We start from the raw sequence: 21549 nt of genomic DNA on the forward strand, positions 1-21549 counted from the left end.
GCCGAGATCGATACCAATCAGTGCGATAGTGTTCATGATGATGGCCTCTTAAAAAAATAAATCACACGCTGTCAATATATCGCTAACAGGGTGAGGGCGACCATCTCATTACCTTGTGGATTGCATCAATAAAGGTTTGGCATTTTTTACCATCTGCCTTTCCACTTTTTTGGTGTTTTGTGTCACATGGCAGGTGGTTTCCCGCTATGTGCTTGGTACGCCGAGTACGGTAACGGATGAGCTTGCCCGTTATCTGTTTATGTGGGTCGCCATGATTGGCGCGGCATATACCACAGGTCAACACCGTCACTTAGCTATCGACCTGTTAATGATGAAACTTAAGGGGATAGGTAAAAATATTGTGGGTTTGGTGATACAGGCGGCGATAGCGTTGTTTGCTGCGGTCGTACTGGTGTATGGCGGATCGGTACTGGCTATCTCAACGCTTGAAACCGGGCAAATTACACCGGCGCTAGGGCTACAGATGGGATATGTCTATTTATGTTTGCCAATCAGTGGAGTGCTGATGATTTTCTATGTACTGGCAGACATTGTTTCTCTGATTCAGAATTTTTCAGGTAAAGACACCGCGGTTTCTGCAAGTCATTAACATCACCAGACAAAAGAGGGGGAGCTTATGGATTGGCAAGTGGTTTTAGCGTTGTTTGGTAGCTTTGCTGTGCTGTTAGCACTTGGTGTACCGGTATCCTTTGCGATTAGTTTGTCGTCATTACTGGCAATTATGATGACTCTGCCAATGGAGGCGGCAATTACCGTTGTCGCTCAACGTATGGCGGCGGGTGTTGATAACTTCTCTTTATTGGCGATCCCGTTTTTTATTCTGGCGGGAAATATTATGAATCAGGGAGGGATCGCTGCCCGGCTGATTAATCTGGCAAAAGTCATTGGTGGCCGTTTGCCTGGCTCTTTGGTTCACGTCAATATTATGGCGAACATGTTTTTCGGGGCGATTTCAGGTTCAGCGGTGGCATCAGCTGCGGCAGTCGGTGGAACGATGGCGCCAATGCAGAGAAAAGAGGGCTATGAGCCGGAATATTCTGCCGCTGTCAACATTGCTTCCTGTCCTGCGGGTTTGTTGATCCCGCCCAGTAATACCTTGATTGTTTATTCACTGGTTTCTGGTGGTACATCCATTGCCGCCCTGTTTCTGGCAGGGTATGTTCCCGGCATTCTGATGGGGGTATCTCTGATGATTGTGGCGGCGATTATTGCCAGGCGCCGTAATTATCCGGTATCGCCAAAGCCGACATGGAACGAGTTTTTTACTACCCTGGTTCGCGCCTTGCCTTCTCTGATGCTGGTTGTGGTCATTATGGGCGGTATCATTGCCGGTATTTTTACCGCGACAGAGGCTTCGGCGATAGCTGTGTTATACAGCTTTATTTTAGCAATACTGATTTATCGTGAAGTCAGTATCACTAAACTGCCAAAAATCATTCTCGATTCTGCTGTGACCACCTCCATTGTTCTGTTGCTAATTGGTGCCTCAATGGGAATGTCTTGGGCAATGGCGAATGCTGATTTGCCCTATTTAATCGCTGATGCATTGACGGCGGTTTCTGAAAACCCACTGGTTATTCTGTTGGTTATTAATCTTATTTTGTTGCTGGTCGGGACCTTTATGGATATGACCCCGGCGATTCTGATTTTTACCCCGATTTTCCTGCCGGTGGCACAGAATATGGGGGTTGACCCGGTACACTTCGGTATCATTATGACTTTCAACCTGGCTATTGGTATCTGTACGCCACCGGTGGGTAGTGCGCTGTTTGTTGGCTGCTCTATCGGTGAGGTCAGCATTAATAAGATCCTGAGACCGTTGGTGCCCATGTACTGTGCTTTGATTATCGCTCTGATGCTGGTGACTTTTATGCCACAACTGAGCTTGTGGTTGCCTCAAATGTTACTGAGTTATTGATTATTCAGATAATCTGCGTCGTTAAAGGAATTATTCCATGATCCGTAATATAGCCAACGGTGAAATCAGTCCTGTTGCTTCTTTTCCTGCTTATGATCGCCAGAAACTGGTTACCCGCATTGTTCATCTGGGATGTGGCGCTTTTCATCGGGCGCATCAGGCAGTTTTTACTCATCACATGCTGGAAAAAACTGGCAGTAACTGGGGGATTTGTGAAGTCAGTTTGTTCTCCGGTCAGACGCTGATTCAGCAACTTAAAGATCAAGATTGCTTGTGTACCATTGCGGAAAAAGGGGCAGAACAAACAGAGCTGAAAATTATCGGCTCGATGATCGATGCTTTACACCCTGAATTGGTTGGTCAGCAAGGTATTTTGGAAACTATGGCACAGCCGCAGGTGGCGATTATCTCGCTGACAATTACCGAGAAAGGCTATTGTACCGATGCTGCCAGTGGCAAATTGGATATAAATAATGCGTTGATTCAACAGGATTTAGTTAATCCAGCCGCGCCCAAATCGGCTATTGGATATATTGTTGAAGCGCTTCGCTTACGCTATGAACGTGGCTTATCGCCGTTGACGGTGATGTCCTGCGATAACGTCAGAGAGAATGGCAAAGTTACCCGTGAAGCGGTGATCGGTTTTGCCCGTTTACGAGATGAAAAACTGGCGCAGTGGATTGATCGGAATGTGGCTTTCCCATGCACTATGGTTGACCGCATTGTTCCAGCGACTACGCCAGAATCACTGGAGGAAATAGCTGAACAATTGGGTGTTTATGACCCATGCGCAATTGCCTGTGAGCCTTTCCGCCAGTGGGTGATTGAAGATAATTTTGTGAGTGGCCGCCCAAACTGGGATGTGGCAGGAGCACAATTTGTTGAAGATGTGGCGCCTTTTGAAACCATGAAATTGCGAATGCTCAACGGCAGCCACTCATTCTTGGCTTATCTGGGCTATTTGGGAGGATATGCGCATATTGCTGACGCAATAGCGAATCCCGATTACAGGCAAGCCGTTTTGGATCTGATGCTGAAAGAGCAGGCTCCAACTCTGACGATGCCGGCAGGAACGGATCTTTGCCAATATGCGCACCTGCTTATTGAGCGTTTCAGTAACGCCAGACTTAAGCACCAGACCTGGCAGATAGCAATGGATGGCAGCCAAAAATTACCCCAACGTATGCTTGATTCTATCACTCATCATCTGGCGAATGGCAGCGATTATTGGCATCTGGCCTTGGGCATTGCTGGCTGGATGCGTTATATCAGCGGTAAAGATGAGCAAGGCGAATGGATTGATGTACATGATCCGTTGGTTGACCAATTTAACGCTATTTATCGGCAACATGGATTATCTGTTGGTGTGGTTCCCGCATTGTTGGCTGTTTTTGGTAACCCATTGTCAGCCAACCCGCATTTTGTCCGGGTAGTGAGTGACGCTTACCAACAATTATTAGACTACGGCGCACGTCGCGTTGTGGCGACACGCTGATCTGGGCGCAGGAAAAAGACATGAAAAATTTTATGTGTGAAGATTTTCTTCTGAACAATGAAACCGCCCGTCAGCTATATCATGAATACGCCGCAGCTATGCCGATTTATGACTATCATTGCCATCTTAACCCGCGTGAAATTGCCGAAAATCGCCGGTTTGATAACCTCGGTCAAATTTGGCTTGAAGGGGATCACTATAAATGGCGGGCAATGCGTTCTGCGGGGGTTGATGAATCACTGATTACCGGCAAACAAACCAGTGATTATGAAAAATATCAGGCATGGGTGAAAACAGTGCCACTGACGTTGGGGAATCCGCTTTATCACTGGACTCATCTGGAATTACGTCGTCCATTTGGTATCGCCGGGAAATTATTCGGGCCGGAAACTGCGGATGAAATCTGGCATCAATGCAATGAAAAGCTGGCGACACCGGAATTTTCAACTCGTGGCATTATGCAGCAAATGAATGTGCGCATGGTTGGAACAACGGATGATCCGGTGGATTCTCTGGAATATCACCGTCAAATCGCCGCAGATGACAATTTCGATATCGAAGTATTACCCAGTTGGCGTCCTGACCGCGTATTTAAAATCGAACTGGCGGGTTTCACGGATTACATCAAACAGCTTGAGGCGGTGGCTGATGTGTCGATCTCTGCTTTTGCTGATGTGTTGCACGCGCTGGAGCGCCGTCTTGATCATTTTGCCGCGCATGGTTGTCGGGCTGCTGATCACGGCATAGAGAATCTGCGCTATACAGCGGTTCCTGATGAAGCTGTATTGGATAAAATCCTGCAAAAACGGCTGACAGGCGATATTCTCTCTGAACTCGAAATTGCGCAGTACACAACGGCGGTTCTGGTGTGGCTTGGGTGTCAATATGCAGCTCGTGGTTGGGTCATGCAGATGCATATTGGCGCTATCCGTAACAACAATACCCGCATGTTTCGTCTGCTTGGTGCGGATAGTGGCTTTGATTCCATTGGTGATAACAATATCGCTTGGTCGTTATCCCGCTTGCTGGATAGCATGGATGTAACAGACGAATTGCCGAAAACAATTCTCTATTGCCTGAATCCACGAGATAACGAAGTGATTGCCACGATGGCAGGCAACTTTCAGGGGGGCGGTGTTGCCGGTAAAGTGCAGTTTGGTTCGGGCTGGTGGTTCAATGATCAGAAAGATGGCATGTTGCGCCAGCTTGAACAACTTTCCCAACTTGGGCTGTTGAGTCAGTTTGTCGGCATGTTGACCGATTCCCGTAGCTTCCTTTCATATACACGACATGAATACTTTCGTCGGATTCTTTGTAACTTATTGGGCCAATGGGCAGAAAATGGAGAAATTCCTCATAACAGAGCAATGTTAGGGCAGATGGTCGAGAATATTTGCTTTAATAATGCCCGCTGTTATTTTGCCTTGCCGGGAGAAAACCAATGAAGCGGATTGCATTTCTTGGGGAATGTATGATTGAACTTAATGGTGCGCCTTTCGGCACTATGCATCAGACTTTTGGTGGTGATGCGCTGAATAGTGCGGTTTACTTAGCACGGGCAAGTCAGCAAAAGATTGCTGTGAATTTTGTTACTGCGCTGGGAATGGACTCACTCAGCGAAGGCATGATCAAATGTTGGCAAAATGAGGGCATTCATACGCATCTGGTGTTGCGTGATCCTGCTCATCAGCCAGGGTTGTATCTGATTCAGCTTGATGGGCAGGGAGAACGCACTTTTCTGTACTGGCGTAATGATTCCGCCGCTCGTTATATGGTTCGCCATCCTGATTTCTTTTCTATTATTCAATCGTTGCAGCGGATGGATGCTATTTATCTCAGTGGCATCAGCCTGGCTATCTTGCCTGCCGATGATCGTGAAATATTACTGAATCAATTGGCTGCACTGGCTGCGCAAGGAAAAACAGTGGTTTTTGACAGCAATTACCGTCCGACATTATGGGAAAGTGTGGCAGAAACCCAAGCCTGTTATCAGAAATTGCTCTCTTTCACTGCATTAGCTTTGGTGACAGATGACGATGAAGGCAATTTGTGGGGTGATAAATCAGTGACAGAAATCATGACTCGCCTCAAATGGTCAGGGGTTAAAGAAGCTATTGTTAAAGTGGGTGCCGCCGGTTGCTATTATCAGAATTTGGTGCAAGGTACGCCGATTGAGCAGATCCCAACCGATCCGGTTGATAAAGTGGTCGATACCACGGCGGCGGGAGATGCTTTTAACGCCGGGTTTTTGGCCGGATATCTGACCGATTGCTCAGTACAACAAGCGGTAAAAATGGGGCATGGTCTTGCGGGTATCGTTATTCAGCATAAAGGGGCGATTATTCCAATCAGCGCCACCAAAACGATAACAGACAGCTTCTTTTAAGGGCAGGAGAAAAAACGATGAAACAAATGATTGAGCAGTTACGCCAGCTAAAAATTGTTCCTGTGATTGCGGTTGATCGTGCGGAAGACATTATTCCGCTGGGTAACGCGCTGGCTGACAATGGCTTGCCGGTAGCAGAAATTACTTTCCGTTCTACGGCGGCGGTGGCAGCGATTCGTCTGCTAAAAGCAGCTCGGCCGGATATGCTGATTGGCGCAGGAACCGTTCTGAATCGTGAGCAAGTGGTTGCGGCCAAGGAAGCGGGAGCGACTTTTATTGTTTCTCCGGGTTTTAATCCAAATACCGTCAAAGCCTGTCAGGAACTGAATATTCCCATTATTCCGGGTGTGAATAACCCAAGTGTTATTGAAGGTGCAATGGAATTAGGGCTGAAACTGTTGAAATTCTTCCCGGCAGAGCCTTCCGGTGGTTTGCTGATGATTAAAGCGATACTGGCTCCTTATACTGAACTCCAGATTATTCCTACCGGAGGTATCGGGCTGAAGAATGTCCGTGATTATCTTGCAGTACCGCGTATTGTGGCGTGTGGCGGCTCATGGATGGTGAGTAAAGCGCTGGTGGATAGTCAGAATTGGCAGGAAATTGGTCGTCTGACCCGTGAGGCGGTAGATTGGGTGAATGTTTAGTCACTAAATGGCTAAACTTCCAACGACCTGCACCTCGGTTTTTTTCTCAGCTATTTGGTAAGCTTGGTAGATTAGAAACAGAATAGACGGGCAGTAAGGAAATAATTCGATGGGCGTAACCCTACAGGAAATACTCGATCTCCAAACATTGGTTGAAACCAGCGAAGTTGAATTCAAATTAGCCAATGGCAGAGACGGCAAAGGCGAATTGCCCCGCGATTTTTGGCCAAGTTACAGTGCTATGGCGTATACGTCATGAGAAAGAGCCTTAAAACCTCCATGATTATTTGTACGTAATGACTTTCGATTGTTTAAATATGCTTTAATTTGAATGTCCCTTTGCTGATAATAGTCTAGGTCAATCTGGCCCAGGGTTATTATACCCTTCATCTTTCAAGTTGCTGCTTTGTTGGCTGCGTTCACTTGCCGCCGCGCTGCAACTTGAAATCTGTTGTTTAATTTTTGTGATAATTCTTCAGGTTGAAAAATAGACAATTGAACTGATGAGGTATATGATGTGTATATCTGATGTGTGACAGGGGGAAATAAATATGGTTGCTATGGTAAGAATCAATATAGATCTGCCGGAAGAAATGATTAGAAAGCTTGAAGTTTTAAAGGAGCGTTCTCCTGATAAGTCACGTGCCGCGCAGATTCGAAAAGCAATAGATGCTTATCTTGATGCTAATATTTCAGAACAGAATAATAGTGCTTTTGGTTTATGGGGAGATAAAAAGTTAGATGGATTGGAATATCAAAATAATTTACGCGAGGAATGGCAATGATTGCTATGAAGTCGCTATTCGATACTAATATATTGATTGACTATTTAAATGGATATGAACAAGCTGCCGAAATATTAAGAAAATATGGGAATAACCCAGCTATTAGTTGCATAACATGGATGGAGGTTATGGTGGGAGCTAAGAAGCTGGATAAGGACAAAGAAAACGCAACAAGAATCTTTTTGGATGGTTTTGAGATTCTTAATGTCACAAGTGACGTAGCAGAACGTGCGGTAATTATCCGACATGAGAAAAAAATAAAGCTCCCTGATGCAATAATCTGGGCGACAGCTCAAAAAAATGGGCGGTTATTGATTACCAGAAACCCTAAAGATTTTAAAGATGGTGATGGGGTTATTCTTCCTTACGATCTGTCCGGCTCAAAAATAGGTTAACACTTTTATATATTCTTCGTGATATAAAATGCCTGATAAGTTTCCTCGGATATTTTTTGTTTCGGTAAATAATACTGTTGTTCGTTGGCTAAATCGTCCATTCTATGGAGTGGAAATTATTCTTTCAATATATTATTAGTTTATTTTTATTAATTTAATGATTACTCTGAATTTTAATATTTAATAATAGAATTTCTATATTTTTTGTATTAATGGTTACTGGAATAATAAGTAATAAAATTATATTTATCCATCTGAGATATTTTTAGTTGCAACTTGGGTGAGCATAAATAGAGAACAAGAACAGGCGCAGTATATATTTTGCGCCTGAAGTTTACGTCAATTTAATTTTTGTTCACAATAGCTTCGCATTCTCTGCTAGCCATACTGCAATGCGCTGTTTCTGCTCTTCATTCAGCCACATACCCAATTTGGTACGGCGCCAAATTGCATCATCCAGTTCAACAACCCACTCATTGTTAACCAAATAACAAAGTTCTGCTTCATATAGACCTTGGCCGAAGAATTCACCCAGATCAGCTAGACTGTTGGCACCTTGCAGAATCAGTTCACTATTGCTGCCGTAAGTACGGGCATAGCGCACGGCAATGCCTTCTGGCAACCAGTTGTAACGTTTACGCAGTAAGCGGGCGTAACCGTCGCGATCGCAGCCTTCCAGATTACCGCCCGGTAATTGACCATTTTTAGTCCAGGCTTCCCCGGCATTTGGATAGTATTGAATCATCTTCTCCATTGCGTGTTCTGCCAGCTTACGGTAAGTGGTCAATTTACCGCCGAATATAGACAGCAATGGCGCTTTGCCCTGCTCATCATGAATATCGAGTGTATAGTCACGGGTAATTGCCTGAGGTGAATCAGATTCGTCATCACACAGTGGGCGTACGCCGGAATAGGTCCAGACAATATCTTCACGGCTAATTTGCTTCTTAAAGTGATTGTTATAGACTTCCAATAGATAGTTTATCTCTTGATCGTCAATTTTCACCTCTTTTGGATCGCCGTTATATTCCACATCGGTTGTTCCGATAATGGAGAACTCATCCATCCAAGGAATCACAAATATAATACGATTATCTTCGTTTTGCAGAATATAAGCTTGCGGCTCATCATGCACTCTTGGTACCACAATATGGCTGCCTTTGATCAGACGAATACCATAAGGTGATTTCAGTTTCAGACCATCGTCAAAGAATTCTTTAACCCAAGGACCAGTGGCGTTAACCAGACCTTTTGCACGCCAGGTATGGGTTTTACCTGTCCGCAGATCTTCGGCTTCAACCATCCAGCCATCTTGTTCACGCCATGCACGGGTAACTTTTGTTCGTGTACGGACTTCCCCACCGTGTTTTTTGACTTCCTGAGCGTTAAGGACAACTAAACGAGCGTCATCAACCCAGCAGTCGGAATATTCAAAGCCACGGACTAATTCTGGCTTCAGAACGGAATTAGCGCCGAATTTTAGCCCTCTACTGCTCGGCAGGCTGACACGCTTGCCTAAATTGTCATAAAGGAACAGACCAATGCGGATCATCCATGCCGGGCGCAGGTGTGGCTGGTGCGGCAGACGAAAACGCATTGGGAAAGCGATGTGTGGTGCGAGATTCAATAAAACTTCACGTTCTGCCAGCGCTTCGCTGACCAAACGGAATTCATAATGTTCCAGATAGCGCAGGCCACCGTGGATCAGCTTTGAACTGGCGGATGAAGTGGCTTTAGCTAAGTCTTGCGCTTCCAGCAGCAGAACAGAGAGTCCCCGGCCAGCGGCATCTGCCGCGATACCGGCGCCGTTGATCCCGCCACCGATCACAATCAAGTCTTTGGTTTCCATGCATCCCCCTAAAATGTTCGAAATAGTTCTTTAATGTTCGTTTTCGCTCACAATTGTAATCAGAAATTGCTTAATAGCCAACTATATAACTAAGAAAAAATATATTCGCGTGATATAGGTAACAAATATTATCGTACTAGCATGATTTATATGGCATTAATTAGAAGGCTATTAAAGATAGTATTCCGTGGAATGAGAAGAGAGAGCTGGGGATAGAGTTATCCCCATAAGAGAGAAATGATCAGCAGAGTTCGAGCTGAACATTATGTTGTTCAATCACTTTTTGGATGCCCGGTGGGGGAAGTTGGTCAGTAAATAAGTAATCAATGAGATTCATGTTACCCAGATTGACCATAGCGTTGCGACCAAATTTAGAATGGTCAGTCACCAGCATGACGCAACGGGAATTTTCGATAATCGCGCGTTTAATGCGTACTTCATGGTAATCAAACTCCAGCAGTGAGCCATCCATATCGATACCACTGATGCCGAGAATGCCGTAATCGAGCCGAAACTGGGAGATAAAATCCAGTGTAGCTTCACCGATAATCCCCCCATCACGGGTACGAATCTCCCCACCCGCCAGGATTAAACGGAAGTCTTCCTTTGTCATCAATAAGGTAGCGACGTTGAGGTTGTTAGTGACAATCCGCAGATTTTTATGATTTAGCAGTGCGTGGGCGACGGCTTCCGGTGTCGTGCCGATATCAATAAACAGTGTTGCGCCGTCTGGGATATGGCTGGCAACACGTTGGGCAATACGGGCTTTTTCTTCTGACCACATGCTTTTGCGGTCATGATAAGCGGTATTGACTGAACTTGATGGCAATGCGGCACCGCCGTGATGTCGCTGTATTTTGTTTTTGTCTGCCAGGTCGTTCAAATCACGGCGGATAGTCTGGGGGCTGACATTAAAGTGTTCAACCAACTCTTCAGTACTGACATAGCCCTGAAGACGTACCAGCTCAACTATTGCATCATGCCGTTGAGTTTGCTTCACGATAGTCCCCTAATATTCTTAAAAATGCCGGTTGTGAGTGTTATTTTTGAAGGTATGACGGTTATCCCACAGCGCCATCAGTAAGCCGATAATTAAACCGGAAAAATGGGCCGCGTTGGCAATAGCGAGTCCAAACGTGTCGAAGTAGCCAATAATCAGCCAGAGGATCGAAAAAGCCATCAAACCGCGGGGAACGCCAATGCCGCGCTCGGGTGCACGTTCGCCGGTTAACCAGACATAACTAATTAAAGCGTAAACAACACCGGAAAGACCGCCAAAATGAGAACCACTGAATAATGATTGTCCCCAGCCACTGAAAACAGCGGAAACGATAGTGATAACAAACAGCTTTCCTGTACCAAGGCGCTTTTCTGTTTGTCCGCCAAGATACCACCACCACATCAGATTAAAGATGATATGCAATAGTGAGAAATGCAGTAAACCGTGAGTAACCCAACGCCATAGCTCCAGATGTTGACTGTTGTCAGGCCAGGCCAGCCAGGACATAACCTGATAATCCCCAGAGAATTGCATCCAGAGATAAACGGCGATATTCAGGATCAGAACTGTCATGGTCAGCGGGCCAGCCTGACGACTCAAATATTGCCAATTCAGGTTGTTATGGTATTTCAATGAGTGATTCACATCGCCGGATTGCCAGCTGGCCGCCTGGTAACGTTCGTTCAGCGGATCTCGGGTAAATTGTTCCAGCTCTTGTTGAACGATGGTGAGTTTAGTGTCATCTTCCAGCCACAATTCTACGTGCTGCCCATCGTGACCCGGACGCATGGTCAGATGTACTTGATGGGTTGCCATATAATCGATAAAAGCTTGCGCCAGGCGCGGGTTTGAAATAGCTATTACGCGGATCATGAGGTGTTGTTATGCCAGATTATGTAATGAGGAATCAACAGTTTGAGGATAGTCTCTCTGCCAGGCTTCAAAGCCGCCATTAATGCTGTAAACCACTTCAAAACCCATGTTCAGTAAATACTGAGCGGCGCTCTGGCTGCTGTGACCGTGGTAACACATGACCATGACAGGTTGCTCGAAATTGGTCTGCAACATAAATTCATTTAATGTGTCATTGGTTAAATGAAAGGCCCCGGATGCATGACCGCCCCGGAAACTTTGTGGATCGCGAATATCCACCATAATGGCGGATTTATCTTGCCAATGTTGATAAGCCTGCTCAGGGCTGATTGTTTGAAAATGTTCCATATATATATTCTGAATTACTCCTTAGAACTTAGAGATTATCCCATTAGATTATTATTGTAGTGACATTTTCCCGACGGTTATCCGAACGGGAAAGTCAGTTGTCAGTAATAAGAGTGTTCACCGCGTTGATGCTCAGTTAAGTCTCTTACACCTTTTAATTCCGGGAACATGTTCAGCAACTCTTTTTCAATTCCTTCTTTCAAGGTGACATCGACCATTGAACAACCATTACAACCGCCGCCGAACTGAAGGATAGCAAAGCCCTCATCAGTGATTTCCATCAGGCTGACGCGGCCGCCGTGACCCGCTAATTGTGGGTTAATTTGTGACTGTAAGACATATTCCACCCGTTCGATCAGTGGAGAATCATCAGAAACTTTGCGCATTTTGGCGTTAGGGGCTTTTAGTGTTAGTTGAGAGCCTAATTGATCAGTGACAAAATCGATTTCTGCTTCTTCAAGGAACGGCGCACTCAGCTCGTCAACGTAAGCGGACAGTTTCTCAAATTTCAGCTCAGTATCTGTTGCTTCAACAGCGTCAGGCGGGCAGTAAGACACACCGCATTCTGCGGTAGGTGTGCCCGGATTGATGACAAATACGCGGATTTGAGTACCAGGTTCTTGGTTTGCCAGTAATTTGGCAAAATGAGTTTGCGCTGCTTCAGTAATATTAATCATATCATTTGCTCAATAGTTGACTGCTTTAGTTGGTTATAATACGCCCATTCTCATCTTGACTACAAGGTTCGGCAAATCGCCCAGACCTGCACTGAGCGGGCGCCAGCACGAATTAACAAACGGGAAATTTCGGTCATCGTCGCTCCAGTGGTAATCACATCATCAATTATGGCTATGTGTTGTCCTGTGACGGGGCCACAAAGCCAGAACGCTTTCCTGAGATTAGTTTTACGACGTGCCGCTGATAAATTTCTTTGTGGTAGTGTAGCACGCGTCCGTTGCAGAATGCTTTGCTGATAATCGCATTGTAGCCATTCTGATAGTTGCTTTGCGATTAATACACCTTGATCAAATCCCCGTTTCCAGCGTCTGTGCCGATGCAGTGGCACACTGAGCAGAATATTGGGTTTATATCATCGTCCATCACGGTAGCCTTGTTGCCAGTGCAGCAGAAACAGACGCGCCAGAACGGATGCGAGTTGTGGGGTACTGTAATATTTATAGCGGCGAATAAGGCCGCTCAATGGCGGGCTATAATCTGTCACCGCGATCATATGTTTCCACAGCGGGGGATTCTTGATACAGCGTCCGCAAGGCAGTGAAGTCAATTCTGAGGGCAAGGCGCAGCATGGACACACGTTTGTCAGACGTTTCAGCCGCTTGTTGCAAAAGCTGCATATTCCGTGATGTGGAAACCAAAGGGGCTGATGGCATAGCCAACAGTACCCAACCATTGTTAGCATAAGCTTCTTCCTTGATGGCAAATAAAGTCGAGAATAACAATGGCTGATCTGTTTTGGCAGACTTCTGCGAGAGATTCACGTGATCTTGTGTTGCTGCACGGATGGGGGTTGAATGCGGAAGTTTGGCGTTCCATTGAAATGCGATGCGCTCCGCATTTTCGTTTACATTTGGTGGATTTACCGGGCTATGGCCGCAGCCAGAAATACGGTCCGATGAGCCTTGATGATATGGCGGATGAAGTCTGGCGGTATGCACCTGAAAATGCGTTGTGGCTGGGTTGGTCGTTAGGTGGGCTAGTTGCCAGCCGGATTGCGCTTGACCATCAGGATAAGGTTGCCGGATTAATTACTGTGGCGTCTTCACCACATTTCAGTGCAGAAGGTGACTGGCCGGGGATCAAACCTGAGGTTTTGAGCAGTTTCGAGCATCAGCTTAGTGAAGATTTCCAGCGCACAGTGGAGCGTTTTCTTGCTTTACAGACATTGGGTACAGACAGCGCCCGTCAGGATGCGCGGTTACTGAAATCCGTTGTATTGGCGCAGCCGATGCCTTCTGTTGAAGTGCTCAATGTTGGTTTGGAAATTTTGCGTACCGAAGATTTAAGGGAACCTTTAGCTGAACTTTCCATACCGTTCCTACGGATTTACGGTTATCTGGATGGTTTGGTACCAAAAAAAGTTATCAGTATTCTTGATGAGAAATGGCCGCGTTCAGTGTCAGCGATGATGCGTCATGCCGCCCATGCGCCTTTTATTTCTCATCCTGATGAATTTGTTGAATTATTGATTGAATTTGTCAGAAAAGAATCGTTTTTAGGCTGATAATGTAACAAACTTATTATCGGCGTGGTTTGGAAGAGTAAAACGTCCGCCGCATGGATGCGGCGGTTCGATTTTACGGGTTGAGATTAACAGAGCGTTAATAAGAAACAGGTGACTGCTCCCCGCCGTAAAAAACGGCGAGGCTTCCCACTTCTCAGGCCGCAACCGTTGGTGCAACAGATTTACGCAGGCCTCCATGAGCAGAGACGACGTGTCCCGCCGCCTGTAATTCAACTATCCCTTTTTGCCGAATGTTGATCGCCGCATTGATGTCGCGGTCATGTTCTACCGCGCATTCAGGGCATTGCCAGCGCCGTTTATGCAGCGGCATTTCCGACATCTTGTCACCACAACAATGACACCTTCTGGAACTGGCGTACCACTGATCGAGTTTCACCACATAAACGCCTTTTTGTTCCGCTTTGTATTCCAGCCTGCTGATGAAACTATGCCAGCCTGCATCCCCGATGGCACGGGCAAGTCTGTGATTTTTCATCATGTTTGCCGTTTTCAGCGTCTCCACAATGATCGCTTGGTTTTCGTCAATCAGTGTTAGGGTGGTAGCTGGATTGTTTGCCATGCTTGCTTTTAAAGCGGGGGAATTTTGCCCGTTTTTGGAAGAAATTTTGAAACGCCCTGTCCAGATTAATGACCGACTGCTGTAAGGCTTGAGAATCATAGTCTTTTAGCCAGTGATAACGGCGAGATTTTTTCGCTTTCACCAGTAACGGCTTTAAGTCGCGTTTCGGATTTAACGATAATCCATGGCGCTGGTACATGTGGCGGCTGATATGGAGCGCTTTGTTAAAGACGCAACGCACTGCACCGAACTGGGCATTCAGAAATTCAGCCTGTTCAACAGTGGGATAGAGGCGGACTTTAATGGCTCTTTTCATGATAACCGCTCATTGATAGCATTCTATCATTCTAGGGATTTTCAGAACGCATTTCAAATGAGTGCGCACAATGATGAATTAAAAAATTATCGACGCCGGCGACACAGTGTCAGCAGGTTAGTTGTCCATTTAATCTTTACAACAAAATATCGTCGTCAGCTCCTCGATGGAACGATGATCCAACAAATCCGAGAGGCTTTTTTATCCGCAGCCGCCATGTCAGAATTTTAAAAACGCATTTATCTCGTCAGTTAAAAACCAGTGCACTATGGTCACGATCTTATTTTGCATGTAGTGCAGGCGGCGCAACGATTGAAACGTTGAAAACCTATGTCAGATCGCAGGAAACCCCCGGTTAGCTCCCCTTATATCGTCGCCCGATTGGGCGACGATATAAGGGGCAATTGCTAACGTACCTTGGCGATCCGATAAACCGCCGTATCACATTTCTGGGTTTCAGGGCATTGTTTGCAACTGCCGCTCAGGCAGGCAGTTGCATCAACCTTTTCCAGTTTGCCCATCACGGTAAGCTGTTCAAGCATAGCGGCAATCATCTGTACGGACGCACAAAGCTGGCGGCTCAACAGCCTGGCATCTGCCCGTCCATTTAGAGCGACTGCGTCCCTTACTTGTAACAGGCTAATCATTTTTAATTCCTAGTGACAGTTTCCACTGGAGCAGTGGCAGCTATTTCCAGTATTGCTGCTGCTCAGTTTCATCGTCACGCGGCTGCGTGTGCGTCGCAGGAAGAAAAACACCAGTGCGTTAAAGAGGGTTACTGTCAGAATGATGATCAAGCTGCTTTGTCGGTGCTGTGAGAAAGTCCCCATCTGATAGAACAAGGCTGAGATTGAGTAAGCGACATTCAGCCCCCACAGGATGGAGAATGTCATCCAGCCACGGCTTGTTTCACGGGCGATAGCGCCCATTACAGAAACACATGGTACATACAACAGGACAAAGATTAAGTAGCTGTAAGCTGAAATAGCGGAGCCAAATTTTGTACTCATGACTCCCATAGAACCGCTATCCATCTCTCCGTCGCCTTTACTGGCTTCGATTGGGTTGGAAAGCACACTCAAAGTGAAGGTGTCTTTCAGGCTCCCCCAGGTTTCACCAACAGCCTCTCTCAGTTCACCAAGCAGGTTGAACCCCTCTGCGTCAAATGGCTCATTTGTAATGCTTTCTGCGGTGTACAAGGTATTCAGCGTTCCCACGACCACTTCTTTTGCCATCGCGCCGGTTATCAGTCCCACGGCGGCCTGCCAGTTATCTGGGTGAACGCCAATTGGTTGTAACAATGGTGTAATAACTTTGCTAACCGAAGCCAGTGCTGATTCGTTGATGCTATCCACGGTTTTACCAGAGAAAGAGAAGCTATTGAGCGCGCCAATAAACATACTGGCGATAACGATAACTTTACCTGCACGGATAACAAAACCTTTTAGGCGTTGCCATGTTTGCAACAACAGGGTTTTTAGGTGTGGAATATGGTAAACCGGAAGTTCCATAACGAATGGCGAGGCTTCACCACGCATGATGGTGTATTTCAGCATCAGGCCAGTCAAAATCGCGACGACAATGCCTAATATATAAAGAGAGAAAACAACGGTTGCACCGTTTTTGCCGAAGAATGCAGCGGCAAAAACGGCAAAGATTGCTAGCCGTGCACCACAAGACATAAATGGCGCCATCATAATCGTGATCAGACGTTCACGCGGTGCATCCAGCGTTCTCGCGCCCATAATTGAGGGTACGTTACAACCAAAGCCAACGATCAACGGAACAAAAGATTTACCTGGCAGCCCCAGAACCTGCATCAGACGGTCCATGACAAACGCAGCCCGCGCCATATAGCCGGAGTCTTCAAGGAAAGAGAGGAACAAATACATCATGCCGATTTGTGGTACCAATGGCAGAACTGTGTTGATACCGCCGCCAATACCTTGCGCGAGGAAAATAGTCAGCCATTCAGGAAAACTTAATGTATGACCAAGCCATTGAACGCCATGAATGAAAACAGCGATAGAACCACCGTCGAAAATAGGCTGTAATGCACCACCGATATTAATCGCCAGTACGAACATTAAATACATAACAGCCAGGAAAATGGGCACACCCAACCAGCGGTTGAGAATGACGTTATCAATTGCCTGGGTCAGTTTGTTTGGCATAGCTTTTTGGCTGTCGATCACCGCCATGCATAATGTGTTAATACTTTGATAGCGTGAATCGGCAATAACCAGTTCAAGTTCTGCGTATTGCTGTTGTTGCAAGCGTTCTTTGGATTCAGCCAGCATTGAAGTCGGAAGGCCGGAATGTTCCAGGCTGTAAATGTCCCCTTCAAGTATCTGAAGAGCTAACCAACGGCGTTGTTGAGCATTAAAATCGTCTGAAATTGTACCAGATAACTGATCAACTTCTTGCAACAAGCAATCAGGATAGCGAATCAGCGACTGCCCGGAGTTCTGTTTATGGCGGTCAATCGCTTGTTTCAGCTCATTGAGTCCGGTTGCACGGGTCGAAACCATTGGAATGACCGGGCAGCCAAGGCGCTTCTCCAATTCAGCAATATTGATTTGAATATGCTGGCTTTTAGCGATATCCAGCATATTCAGCGCAACAATGCATGGAATGCCTAATTCCAGCAGTTGTAATGTCAGATAGAGATTTCGCTCAAGGTTAGAAGCGTCTACGACGTTAATTAGCATGTCAGCATCACCGCTCAAGATATAGTGGCAGGCTATCTGCTCATCAAGTGATGTTTGTTCAGAAATTGTGGTCAAAGAGTAGGTTCCCGGCAGGTCAACCAGCTCAATTTTATGGTCTTCAGTGGTAAAACGGCCAACTTTGCGTTCTACCGTGACGCCTGCCCAGTTGCCTACACGTTGACGGGCACCAGTAAGTTGGTTAAATAATGTCGTTTTGCCGGCGTTGGGATTGCCGATTAAGCCAATGGTTAGTGCTTTCATGTTCTTGGTGCCAGATTAGGAGTAACAGTTTTATTGCTTGCAATGGATTATGCATTGCATTGGACGTTGTCTAATGTGAGAAATTCCAAGTCTTTTTTTCTCAGAATCAGGTTAACTCTACGGGTCTCAATTTGTATCGGATCACCTAAAGGCGCTAAACGAACAACATGAAAAGAGGAACCGGGCAACATGCCTAATGACAGTAATTTCTGTCGGTAAGCCGGGCTGATCTTGGGAGAAAAGCCAATAATCTTGTAACTGTGGTCTGGAAGAAGTTGCATATAACCTTCCGGGATGTGTGATAAATAAAATAATCTCGAGAACCAGGGCCGTACTAAGATAGTATATAAAGTACGATTTTTATCCTATGTATGTTAATTGCAAATAAGAATAATAACCAACATTAATTTCAACGTTAATCGCATTTTCAATCATTGATGTTCAATAAGTAACCGAAATTGGCAGAGGTAAGTGCATTTGGATTTTGCTTGATCACCGAACCGAGATGAGATACGCACTGCCAAAGCAGTGCATATTGTTGCGATTATAAAACTATCAACGTTTTTTTCCGAATGCGGCGGCCAGTGCGTCGCTCATGGCACTGTTTCCGGCTGGCGTTGAAGCGCGCGGAGGAGTACGGTTTCTGTCATTGCGCTCAGGGCGGCGGTCAGTTTGAGTATTGCTACTGCGGCGCGAGTTGGTCTCTCCCGGTTGTTCATCAAGACGCATGGTCAGAGCGATACGCTTACGGTTCAGGTCAACTTCCAGCACTTTGACTTTGACGATATCGCCTGCTTTTACCACAGTGTGAGGATCTTCCACAAAGCGATCTGACAGCGAAGAGATGTGCACCAGGCCATCTTGATGAACACCAATGTCAACAAATGCGCCGAAGTTAGTCACGTTAGTGACCGCACCTTCTAGTACCATCCCCGGGCGCAGATCATTCATCGTTTCCACACCGTCGGCGAAGGTCGCGGTTTTAAACTCTGGGCGTGGGTCACGGCCTGGTTTTTCCAACTCTTTCAGAATATCGGTAACGGTTGGAACACCAAATTGTTCTGTGGTGAAATCCTGAGGCTTCAATCCACGCAGTGAGGATGGATTGCCCATCAATTCCTGGAGTTTTTGTTCAGTGGCCGCCAGAATTTTCTCAACCACCGGATAGGCTTCCGGGTGAACAGTCGATGCATCCAACGGGTTATTACCGTGATTGATACGCAGGAAGCCGGCGCACTGTTCAAACGCTTTTGGCCCAAGACGGCTGACTTTCAGTAATTGTGCACGGTTATTGAAGCGGCCATTCTCATCGCGCCAGTTTATGATGTTCTGGGCAATCATACGGGTCAGTCCGGCGACTCTGGTTAATAGAGGAACAGACGCGGTATTCAGATCCACGCCGACGGCGTTTACACAATCCTCAACTACCGCGTCCAGTTTTTTGGCAAGTTGGGTCTGGCTGACATCATGTTGATATTGACCTACGCCGATAGATTTCGGATCGATTTTCACTAATTCAGCCAATGGGTCTTGCAGGCGGCGGGCGATAGAGACTGCACCGCGCAGTGAAACGTCCAGGTCAGGAAATTCCTGTGCTGCCAGTTCAGATGCAGAATAAACAGATGCTCCTGCCTCACTGACAATGACTTTTTGGGCTTTTATCTCCGGGAACTGTTTTTGGACATCTGCGAAGAAACGTTCTGTTTCGCGGGAGGCGGTTCCGTTACCGATAGCGACTAGTTCCACCTGATGTTTGATACACAACCCGGCTACGCTTGCGGCTGCTTTGGCCGTTTGCCCGGTGTGCGGATAGATAGTGTCTGTGGCAATCAGTTTGCCGGTTGCATCAATGACGGCAACTTTAACACCGGTACGCAGACCCGGATCAAGCCCCATTGTTGCGCGCATACCTGCTGGTGCGGCCATCAACAGATCTTGCAGGTTACGGGCGAATACCTTGATAGCTTCATCTTCTGCTTTTTCACGTAAAGTGCTCATCAATTCCGTTTCGAGATGCAGTAATACTTTGACACGCCAGGTCCAGTTTACAACGGCTTTGCGCCAGCTATCCGCCGGGGCATTATTCAGGCGCAGATTAAGATGTTGGGTAATAATCTGTTCGCAGTAACTCTCTTTGGGTGGTTCATCAAACTGGGGATCAGCATTTAGGGAAAGTTGCAGCATGCTTTCATTGCGGCCACGGAACATGGCTAATGCGCGATGAGAAGGGACCTGTGCGATAGGTTCATGGTAATCAAAATAATCACGGAATTTAGCGCCTTCTTCTTCTTTTCCTGAGGCGACTTTGGCGACCAGATGGGCATTTTTCCATAAATAGTCACGAACTTTTGCCAATAATGCTGCATCTTCAGCGAAACGCTCCATCAGGATATAACGAGCGCCATCCAGAGCGGTTTTCGTATCGGCTACACCTTTATCGGCATCAACAAAGGTGGCGGCAATTTGTTCTGGTTCTTGTTGTGGATCTTGCCACAGAGAGTTAGCCAGAGGTTCAAGACCTGCTTCAATAGCGATTTGCCCACGGGTACGACGTTTCGGCTTGTATGGCAGATAAAGATCTTCCAGTTCTGTTTTGCTCAGGGTTCCATTAATTGCTTCGGCCAGTTCTGGTGTCAACTTGCCTTGCTCGTCAATGGATTTAAGAATAGTTTGGCGGCGGTCCGACAGTTCGCGCAGATAACCAAGGCGGCTCTCAAGTTGGCGAAGTTGGGTGTCATCCAGACCGCCGGTGGCTTCTTTACGATATCGTGCAATAAAAGGGACAGTATTCCCTTCATCGAGCAGACTCATCGCTGAAAGTACTTGTTGTGGCTGGGCCTGTAGCTCACTTGCAATAATTCGGCTTAAAGATTCATTCATGTTGTGTTTTCTTCTGGTGGATAGGCTTCAAGTATTCACAAAAACCCCTTTATACGTTCTGAGAGAAACAATTTCCAGTTCACGTCCGATCTTATTCTGATGAGTTACGACATAATTTGGCTAACTTATTGTCGGTTACGTTATAGTGATTGCAATTAAATCAAATTTTTTCATTAGATTTTTCGTGTAAAGAATTGGCTACATTGCCTGCGAAGGTGAGTTTGCTCTAGGCTTTTACACAGAAATATTGATGGAAAAGGCTACACTCGTATGTGAATTAGGCTGTTATCGTAACTGTAGCCCATTATTGTTACTTTTCCCGCTTCTGGCATTAGAGGAAATTTAGAGAGAGAGATAATAAAGTTGTGGCACTTCTATATGCTGTTAATATAAAAGTGTTTATTATGTTTTAAATATGAATGATGATATTTCACACAGTCAAAGTGATTAGCTGCTATGATAGAAAATAATGGTTTATTTGACTTTTATCTGAATATTTCTAATGCTATCGAATATATAAATCACTATCGAAATATTAATGAAAATGAGTTCTATTTCGATAGGGAAGATATAATTAAAAAGAGATTTTGGATTGGTGGAGATAATTTAATTAAAGGAATTTGAAATGAAACATGAGTTCAGAGTAATTTGGTTTTTTTATTAATTCAGGCCAGAAGACTTTGAGGTCTTCCGGCTTTACTGATGATCTATCTAGATGAGTATCCACTCCAGGCCAATGTGGACAGGAGTTTACTTATTGTATCTTTAATCTGGCAAAACTATTTCTTTATTATTAGCAGCTCAGGCATATATCTCAGCTTTATCCCGTTGTGATAATATCA

The 21549-nt window shown here is 45.9% G+C and carries 20 protein-coding genes and 3 pseudogenes; 11 read left to right on the top strand and 12 right to left on the bottom strand.

Translation table 11 applies throughout. The features are described 5' to 3' along the window. The first annotated feature begins 136 nt into the window (after positions 1-136). The 9 genes from ABR397_RS11025 to ABR397_RS11065 all read left to right on the top strand — a co-directional run bounded on the left by ABR397_RS11025 (position 137) and on the right by ABR397_RS11065 (position 7647). Positions 137-610 (top strand): TRAP transporter small permease, encoded by a 474-nt coding sequence (locus ABR397_RS11025; RefSeq protein WP_350305796.1) that lies wholly within the window; start codon positions 137-139, stop codon positions 608-610. A gap of 27 nt (positions 611-637) precedes the next feature. Then, positions 638-1939 carry a TRAP transporter large permease gene (locus tag ABR397_RS11030; RefSeq protein WP_350305797.1) on the top strand — a complete coding sequence of 434 codons (1302 nt, stop codon included), beginning with the start codon at positions 638-640 and terminating at the stop codon, positions 1937-1939. Positions 1940-1976: 37 nt separating this feature from the next. Continuing rightward, positions 1977-3434, top strand: a complete 1458-nt coding sequence (locus ABR397_RS11035) for a fructuronate reductase (RefSeq protein WP_350305798.1) — start codon at positions 1977-1979, stop codon at positions 3432-3434. Positions 3435-3454: 20 nt separating this feature from the next. Beyond that, complete coding sequence (gene uxaC / locus ABR397_RS11040; protein WP_350305799.1) at positions 3455-4879, top strand: glucuronate isomerase; 1425 nt, start codon at positions 3455-3457, stop codon at positions 4877-4879. Beyond that, positions 4876-5820: a sugar kinase gene (locus ABR397_RS11045; RefSeq protein ID WP_350305800.1), complete on the top strand. Its 945-nt coding sequence runs from the start codon at positions 4876-4878 to the stop codon at positions 5818-5820. Before uxaC ends, ABR397_RS11045 begins: the two co-directional genes overlap by 4 nt. Before the next feature lie 17 nt (positions 5821-5837). Beyond that, positions 5838-6467, top strand: coding sequence for a bifunctional 4-hydroxy-2-oxoglutarate aldolase/2-dehydro-3-deoxy-phosphogluconate aldolase (locus tag ABR397_RS11050; RefSeq protein ID WP_350305801.1), 630 nt, complete (start codon positions 5838-5840; stop codon positions 6465-6467). Positions 6468-6576: 109 nt separating this feature from the next. Next, a complete protein-coding gene (locus ABR397_RS11055) occupies positions 6577-6726 on the top strand; it encodes a hypothetical protein (protein WP_350305802.1) in 150 nt (49 codons plus the stop codon). Between the two features lie 292 nt (positions 6727-7018). Next, positions 7019-7252, top strand: a complete 234-nt coding sequence (locus tag ABR397_RS11060) for a ribbon-helix-helix protein, CopG family (protein ID WP_350305803.1) — start codon at positions 7019-7021, stop codon at positions 7250-7252. Then, positions 7249-7647: a type II toxin-antitoxin system VapC family toxin gene (locus ABR397_RS11065; RefSeq protein ID WP_350305804.1), complete on the top strand. Its 399-nt coding sequence runs from the start codon at positions 7249-7251 to the stop codon at positions 7645-7647. Before ABR397_RS11060 ends, ABR397_RS11065 begins: the two co-directional genes overlap by 4 nt. Positions 7648-8002: 355 nt before the next feature. Here ABR397_RS11065 and glpD read toward each other — a convergent pair whose 3' ends face one another. From glpD to ABR397_RS11100, 7 genes and pseudogenes are all read right to left on the bottom strand, one after another. Beyond that, complete coding sequence (glpD, locus tag ABR397_RS11070) at positions 8003-9496, bottom strand: glycerol-3-phosphate dehydrogenase (protein ID WP_350305805.1); 1494 nt, start codon at positions 9494-9496, stop codon at positions 8003-8005. 241 nt (positions 9497-9737) lie between these two features. Continuing rightward, on the bottom strand, positions 9738-10496 hold the full coding sequence (locus ABR397_RS11075) for a DeoR/GlpR family transcriptional regulator (RefSeq protein WP_350305806.1): 759 nt from the start codon (positions 10494-10496) through the stop codon (positions 9738-9740). An 18-nt stretch (positions 10497-10514) separates the two neighbouring features. Continuing rightward, a complete protein-coding gene (glpG, locus tag ABR397_RS11080) occupies positions 10515-11369 on the bottom strand; it encodes a rhomboid family intramembrane serine protease GlpG (RefSeq protein WP_350305807.1) in 855 nt (284 codons plus the stop codon). A gap of 9 nt (positions 11370-11378) precedes the next feature. Beyond that, on the bottom strand, positions 11379-11717 hold the full coding sequence (gene glpE, locus ABR397_RS11085; protein WP_350305808.1) for a thiosulfate sulfurtransferase GlpE: 339 nt from the start codon (positions 11715-11717) through the stop codon (positions 11379-11381). A 101-nt stretch (positions 11718-11818) separates the two neighbouring features. Then, positions 11819-12394, bottom strand: a complete 576-nt coding sequence (gene nfuA, locus ABR397_RS11090) for a Fe-S biogenesis protein NfuA (RefSeq protein ID WP_046974698.1) — start codon at positions 12392-12394, stop codon at positions 11819-11821. A gap of 59 nt (positions 12395-12453) precedes the next feature. Further along, a pseudogene (locus tag ABR397_RS11095) lies at positions 12454-13014 on the bottom strand (phosphoribosyltransferase family protein). Then, entirely contained in the window at positions 12926-13177 is a 252-nt protein-coding gene (locus ABR397_RS11100; RefSeq protein ID WP_350305858.1) for a hypothetical protein, read from the bottom strand. The pseudogene ABR397_RS11095 and the gene ABR397_RS11100 overlap by 89 nt, the downstream one beginning before the upstream one ends. Here ABR397_RS11100 and bioH point away from each other — a divergent pair. Then, a complete protein-coding gene (gene bioH / locus ABR397_RS11105; protein WP_350305809.1) occupies positions 13177-13959 on the top strand; it encodes a pimeloyl-ACP methyl ester esterase BioH in 783 nt (260 codons plus the stop codon). The genes ABR397_RS11100 and bioH overlap by 1 nt on opposite strands. Before the next feature lie 154 nt (positions 13960-14113). On the opposite strand, the pseudogene ABR397_RS11110 reads toward bioH, so the two are convergent. Further along, positions 14114-14855: pseudogene (locus ABR397_RS11110) on the bottom strand (RNA-guided endonuclease InsQ/TnpB family protein). A 57-nt stretch (positions 14856-14912) separates the two neighbouring features. On the opposite strand from ABR397_RS11110, the pseudogene ABR397_RS11115 reads away from it, so the two are divergent. Next, a pseudogene (locus ABR397_RS11115) lies at positions 14913-15214 on the top strand (transposase). 48 nt (positions 15215-15262) lie between these two features. Here the strand turns inward: ABR397_RS11115 and ABR397_RS11120 are convergent. The 4 genes from ABR397_RS11120 to ABR397_RS11135 form a co-directional block, all read right to left on the bottom strand. Then, a complete protein-coding gene (locus ABR397_RS11120; protein ID WP_350305810.1) occupies positions 15263-15502 on the bottom strand; it encodes a FeoC-like transcriptional regulator in 240 nt (79 codons plus the stop codon). Between the two features lie 9 nt (positions 15503-15511). Next, on the bottom strand, positions 15512-17827 hold the full coding sequence (gene feoB, locus ABR397_RS11125) for a Fe(2+) transporter permease subunit FeoB (RefSeq protein WP_350305811.1): 2316 nt from the start codon (positions 17825-17827) through the stop codon (positions 15512-15514). A gap of 47 nt (positions 17828-17874) precedes the next feature. Then, a complete protein-coding gene (gene feoA / locus ABR397_RS11130; protein WP_350305812.1) occupies positions 17875-18108 on the bottom strand; it encodes a ferrous iron transporter A in 234 nt (77 codons plus the stop codon). 274 nt (positions 18109-18382) lie between these two features. Continuing rightward, positions 18383-20707 carry a Tex family protein gene (locus ABR397_RS11135; RefSeq protein ID WP_350305813.1) on the bottom strand — a complete coding sequence of 775 codons (2325 nt, stop codon included), beginning with the start codon at positions 20705-20707 and terminating at the stop codon, positions 18383-18385. Positions 20708-21549 lie beyond the last annotated feature (842 nt).

This window comes from Photorhabdus viridis (genome assembly GCF_040256935.1).
Taxonomy (GTDB): Bacteria; Pseudomonadota; Gammaproteobacteria; order Enterobacterales; family Enterobacteriaceae; genus Photorhabdus; species Photorhabdus viridis.

Coding starts and splice junctions, on each gene's coding strand:
- glpE (WP_350305808.1), bottom strand. CDS start 11,717: ATGGAACATTTTCAAACAATCAGCCCTGAGCAGGCTTATCAACATTGG.
- bioH (WP_350305809.1), top strand. CDS start 13,177: ATGGCTGATCTGTTTTGGCAGACTTCTGCGAGAGATTCACGTGATCTT.
- ABR397_RS11050 (WP_350305801.1), top strand. CDS start 5,838: ATGAAACAAATGATTGAGCAGTTACGCCAGCTAAAAATTGTTCCTGTG.
- ABR397_RS11045 (WP_350305800.1), top strand. CDS start 4,876: ATGAAGCGGATTGCATTTCTTGGGGAATGTATGATTGAACTTAATGGT.
- ABR397_RS11030 (WP_350305797.1), top strand. CDS start 638: ATGGATTGGCAAGTGGTTTTAGCGTTGTTTGGTAGCTTTGCTGTGCTG.
- ABR397_RS11060 (WP_350305803.1), top strand. CDS start 7,019: ATGGTTGCTATGGTAAGAATCAATATAGATCTGCCGGAAGAAATGATT.
- glpG (WP_350305807.1), bottom strand. CDS start 11,369: ATGATCCGCGTAATAGCTATTTCAAACCCGCGCCTGGCGCAAGCTTTT.
- ABR397_RS11035 (WP_350305798.1), top strand. CDS start 1,977: ATGATCCGTAATATAGCCAACGGTGAAATCAGTCCTGTTGCTTCTTTT.
- ABR397_RS11120 (WP_350305810.1), bottom strand. CDS start 15,502: ATGATTAGCCTGTTACAAGTAAGGGACGCAGTCGCTCTAAATGGACGG.
- uxaC (WP_350305799.1), top strand. CDS start 3,455: ATGAAAAATTTTATGTGTGAAGATTTTCTTCTGAACAATGAAACCGCC.
- glpD (WP_350305805.1), bottom strand. CDS start 9,496: ATGGAAACCAAAGACTTGATTGTGATCGGTGGCGGGATCAACGGCGCC.
- ABR397_RS11135 (WP_350305813.1), bottom strand. CDS start 20,707: ATGAATGAATCTTTAAGCCGAATTATTGCAAGTGAGCTACAGGCCCAG.
- ABR397_RS11065 (WP_350305804.1), top strand. CDS start 7,249: ATGATTGCTATGAAGTCGCTATTCGATACTAATATATTGATTGACTAT.
- feoB (WP_350305811.1), bottom strand. CDS start 17,827: ATGAAAGCACTAACCATTGGCTTAATCGGCAATCCCAACGCCGGCAAA.
- nfuA (WP_046974698.1), bottom strand. CDS start 12,394: ATGATTAATATTACTGAAGCAGCGCAAACTCATTTTGCCAAATTACTG.
- ABR397_RS11055 (WP_350305802.1), top strand. CDS start 6,577: ATGGGCGTAACCCTACAGGAAATACTCGATCTCCAAACATTGGTTGAA.
- feoA (WP_350305812.1), bottom strand. CDS start 18,108: ATGCAACTTCTTCCAGACCACAGTTACAAGATTATTGGCTTTTCTCCC.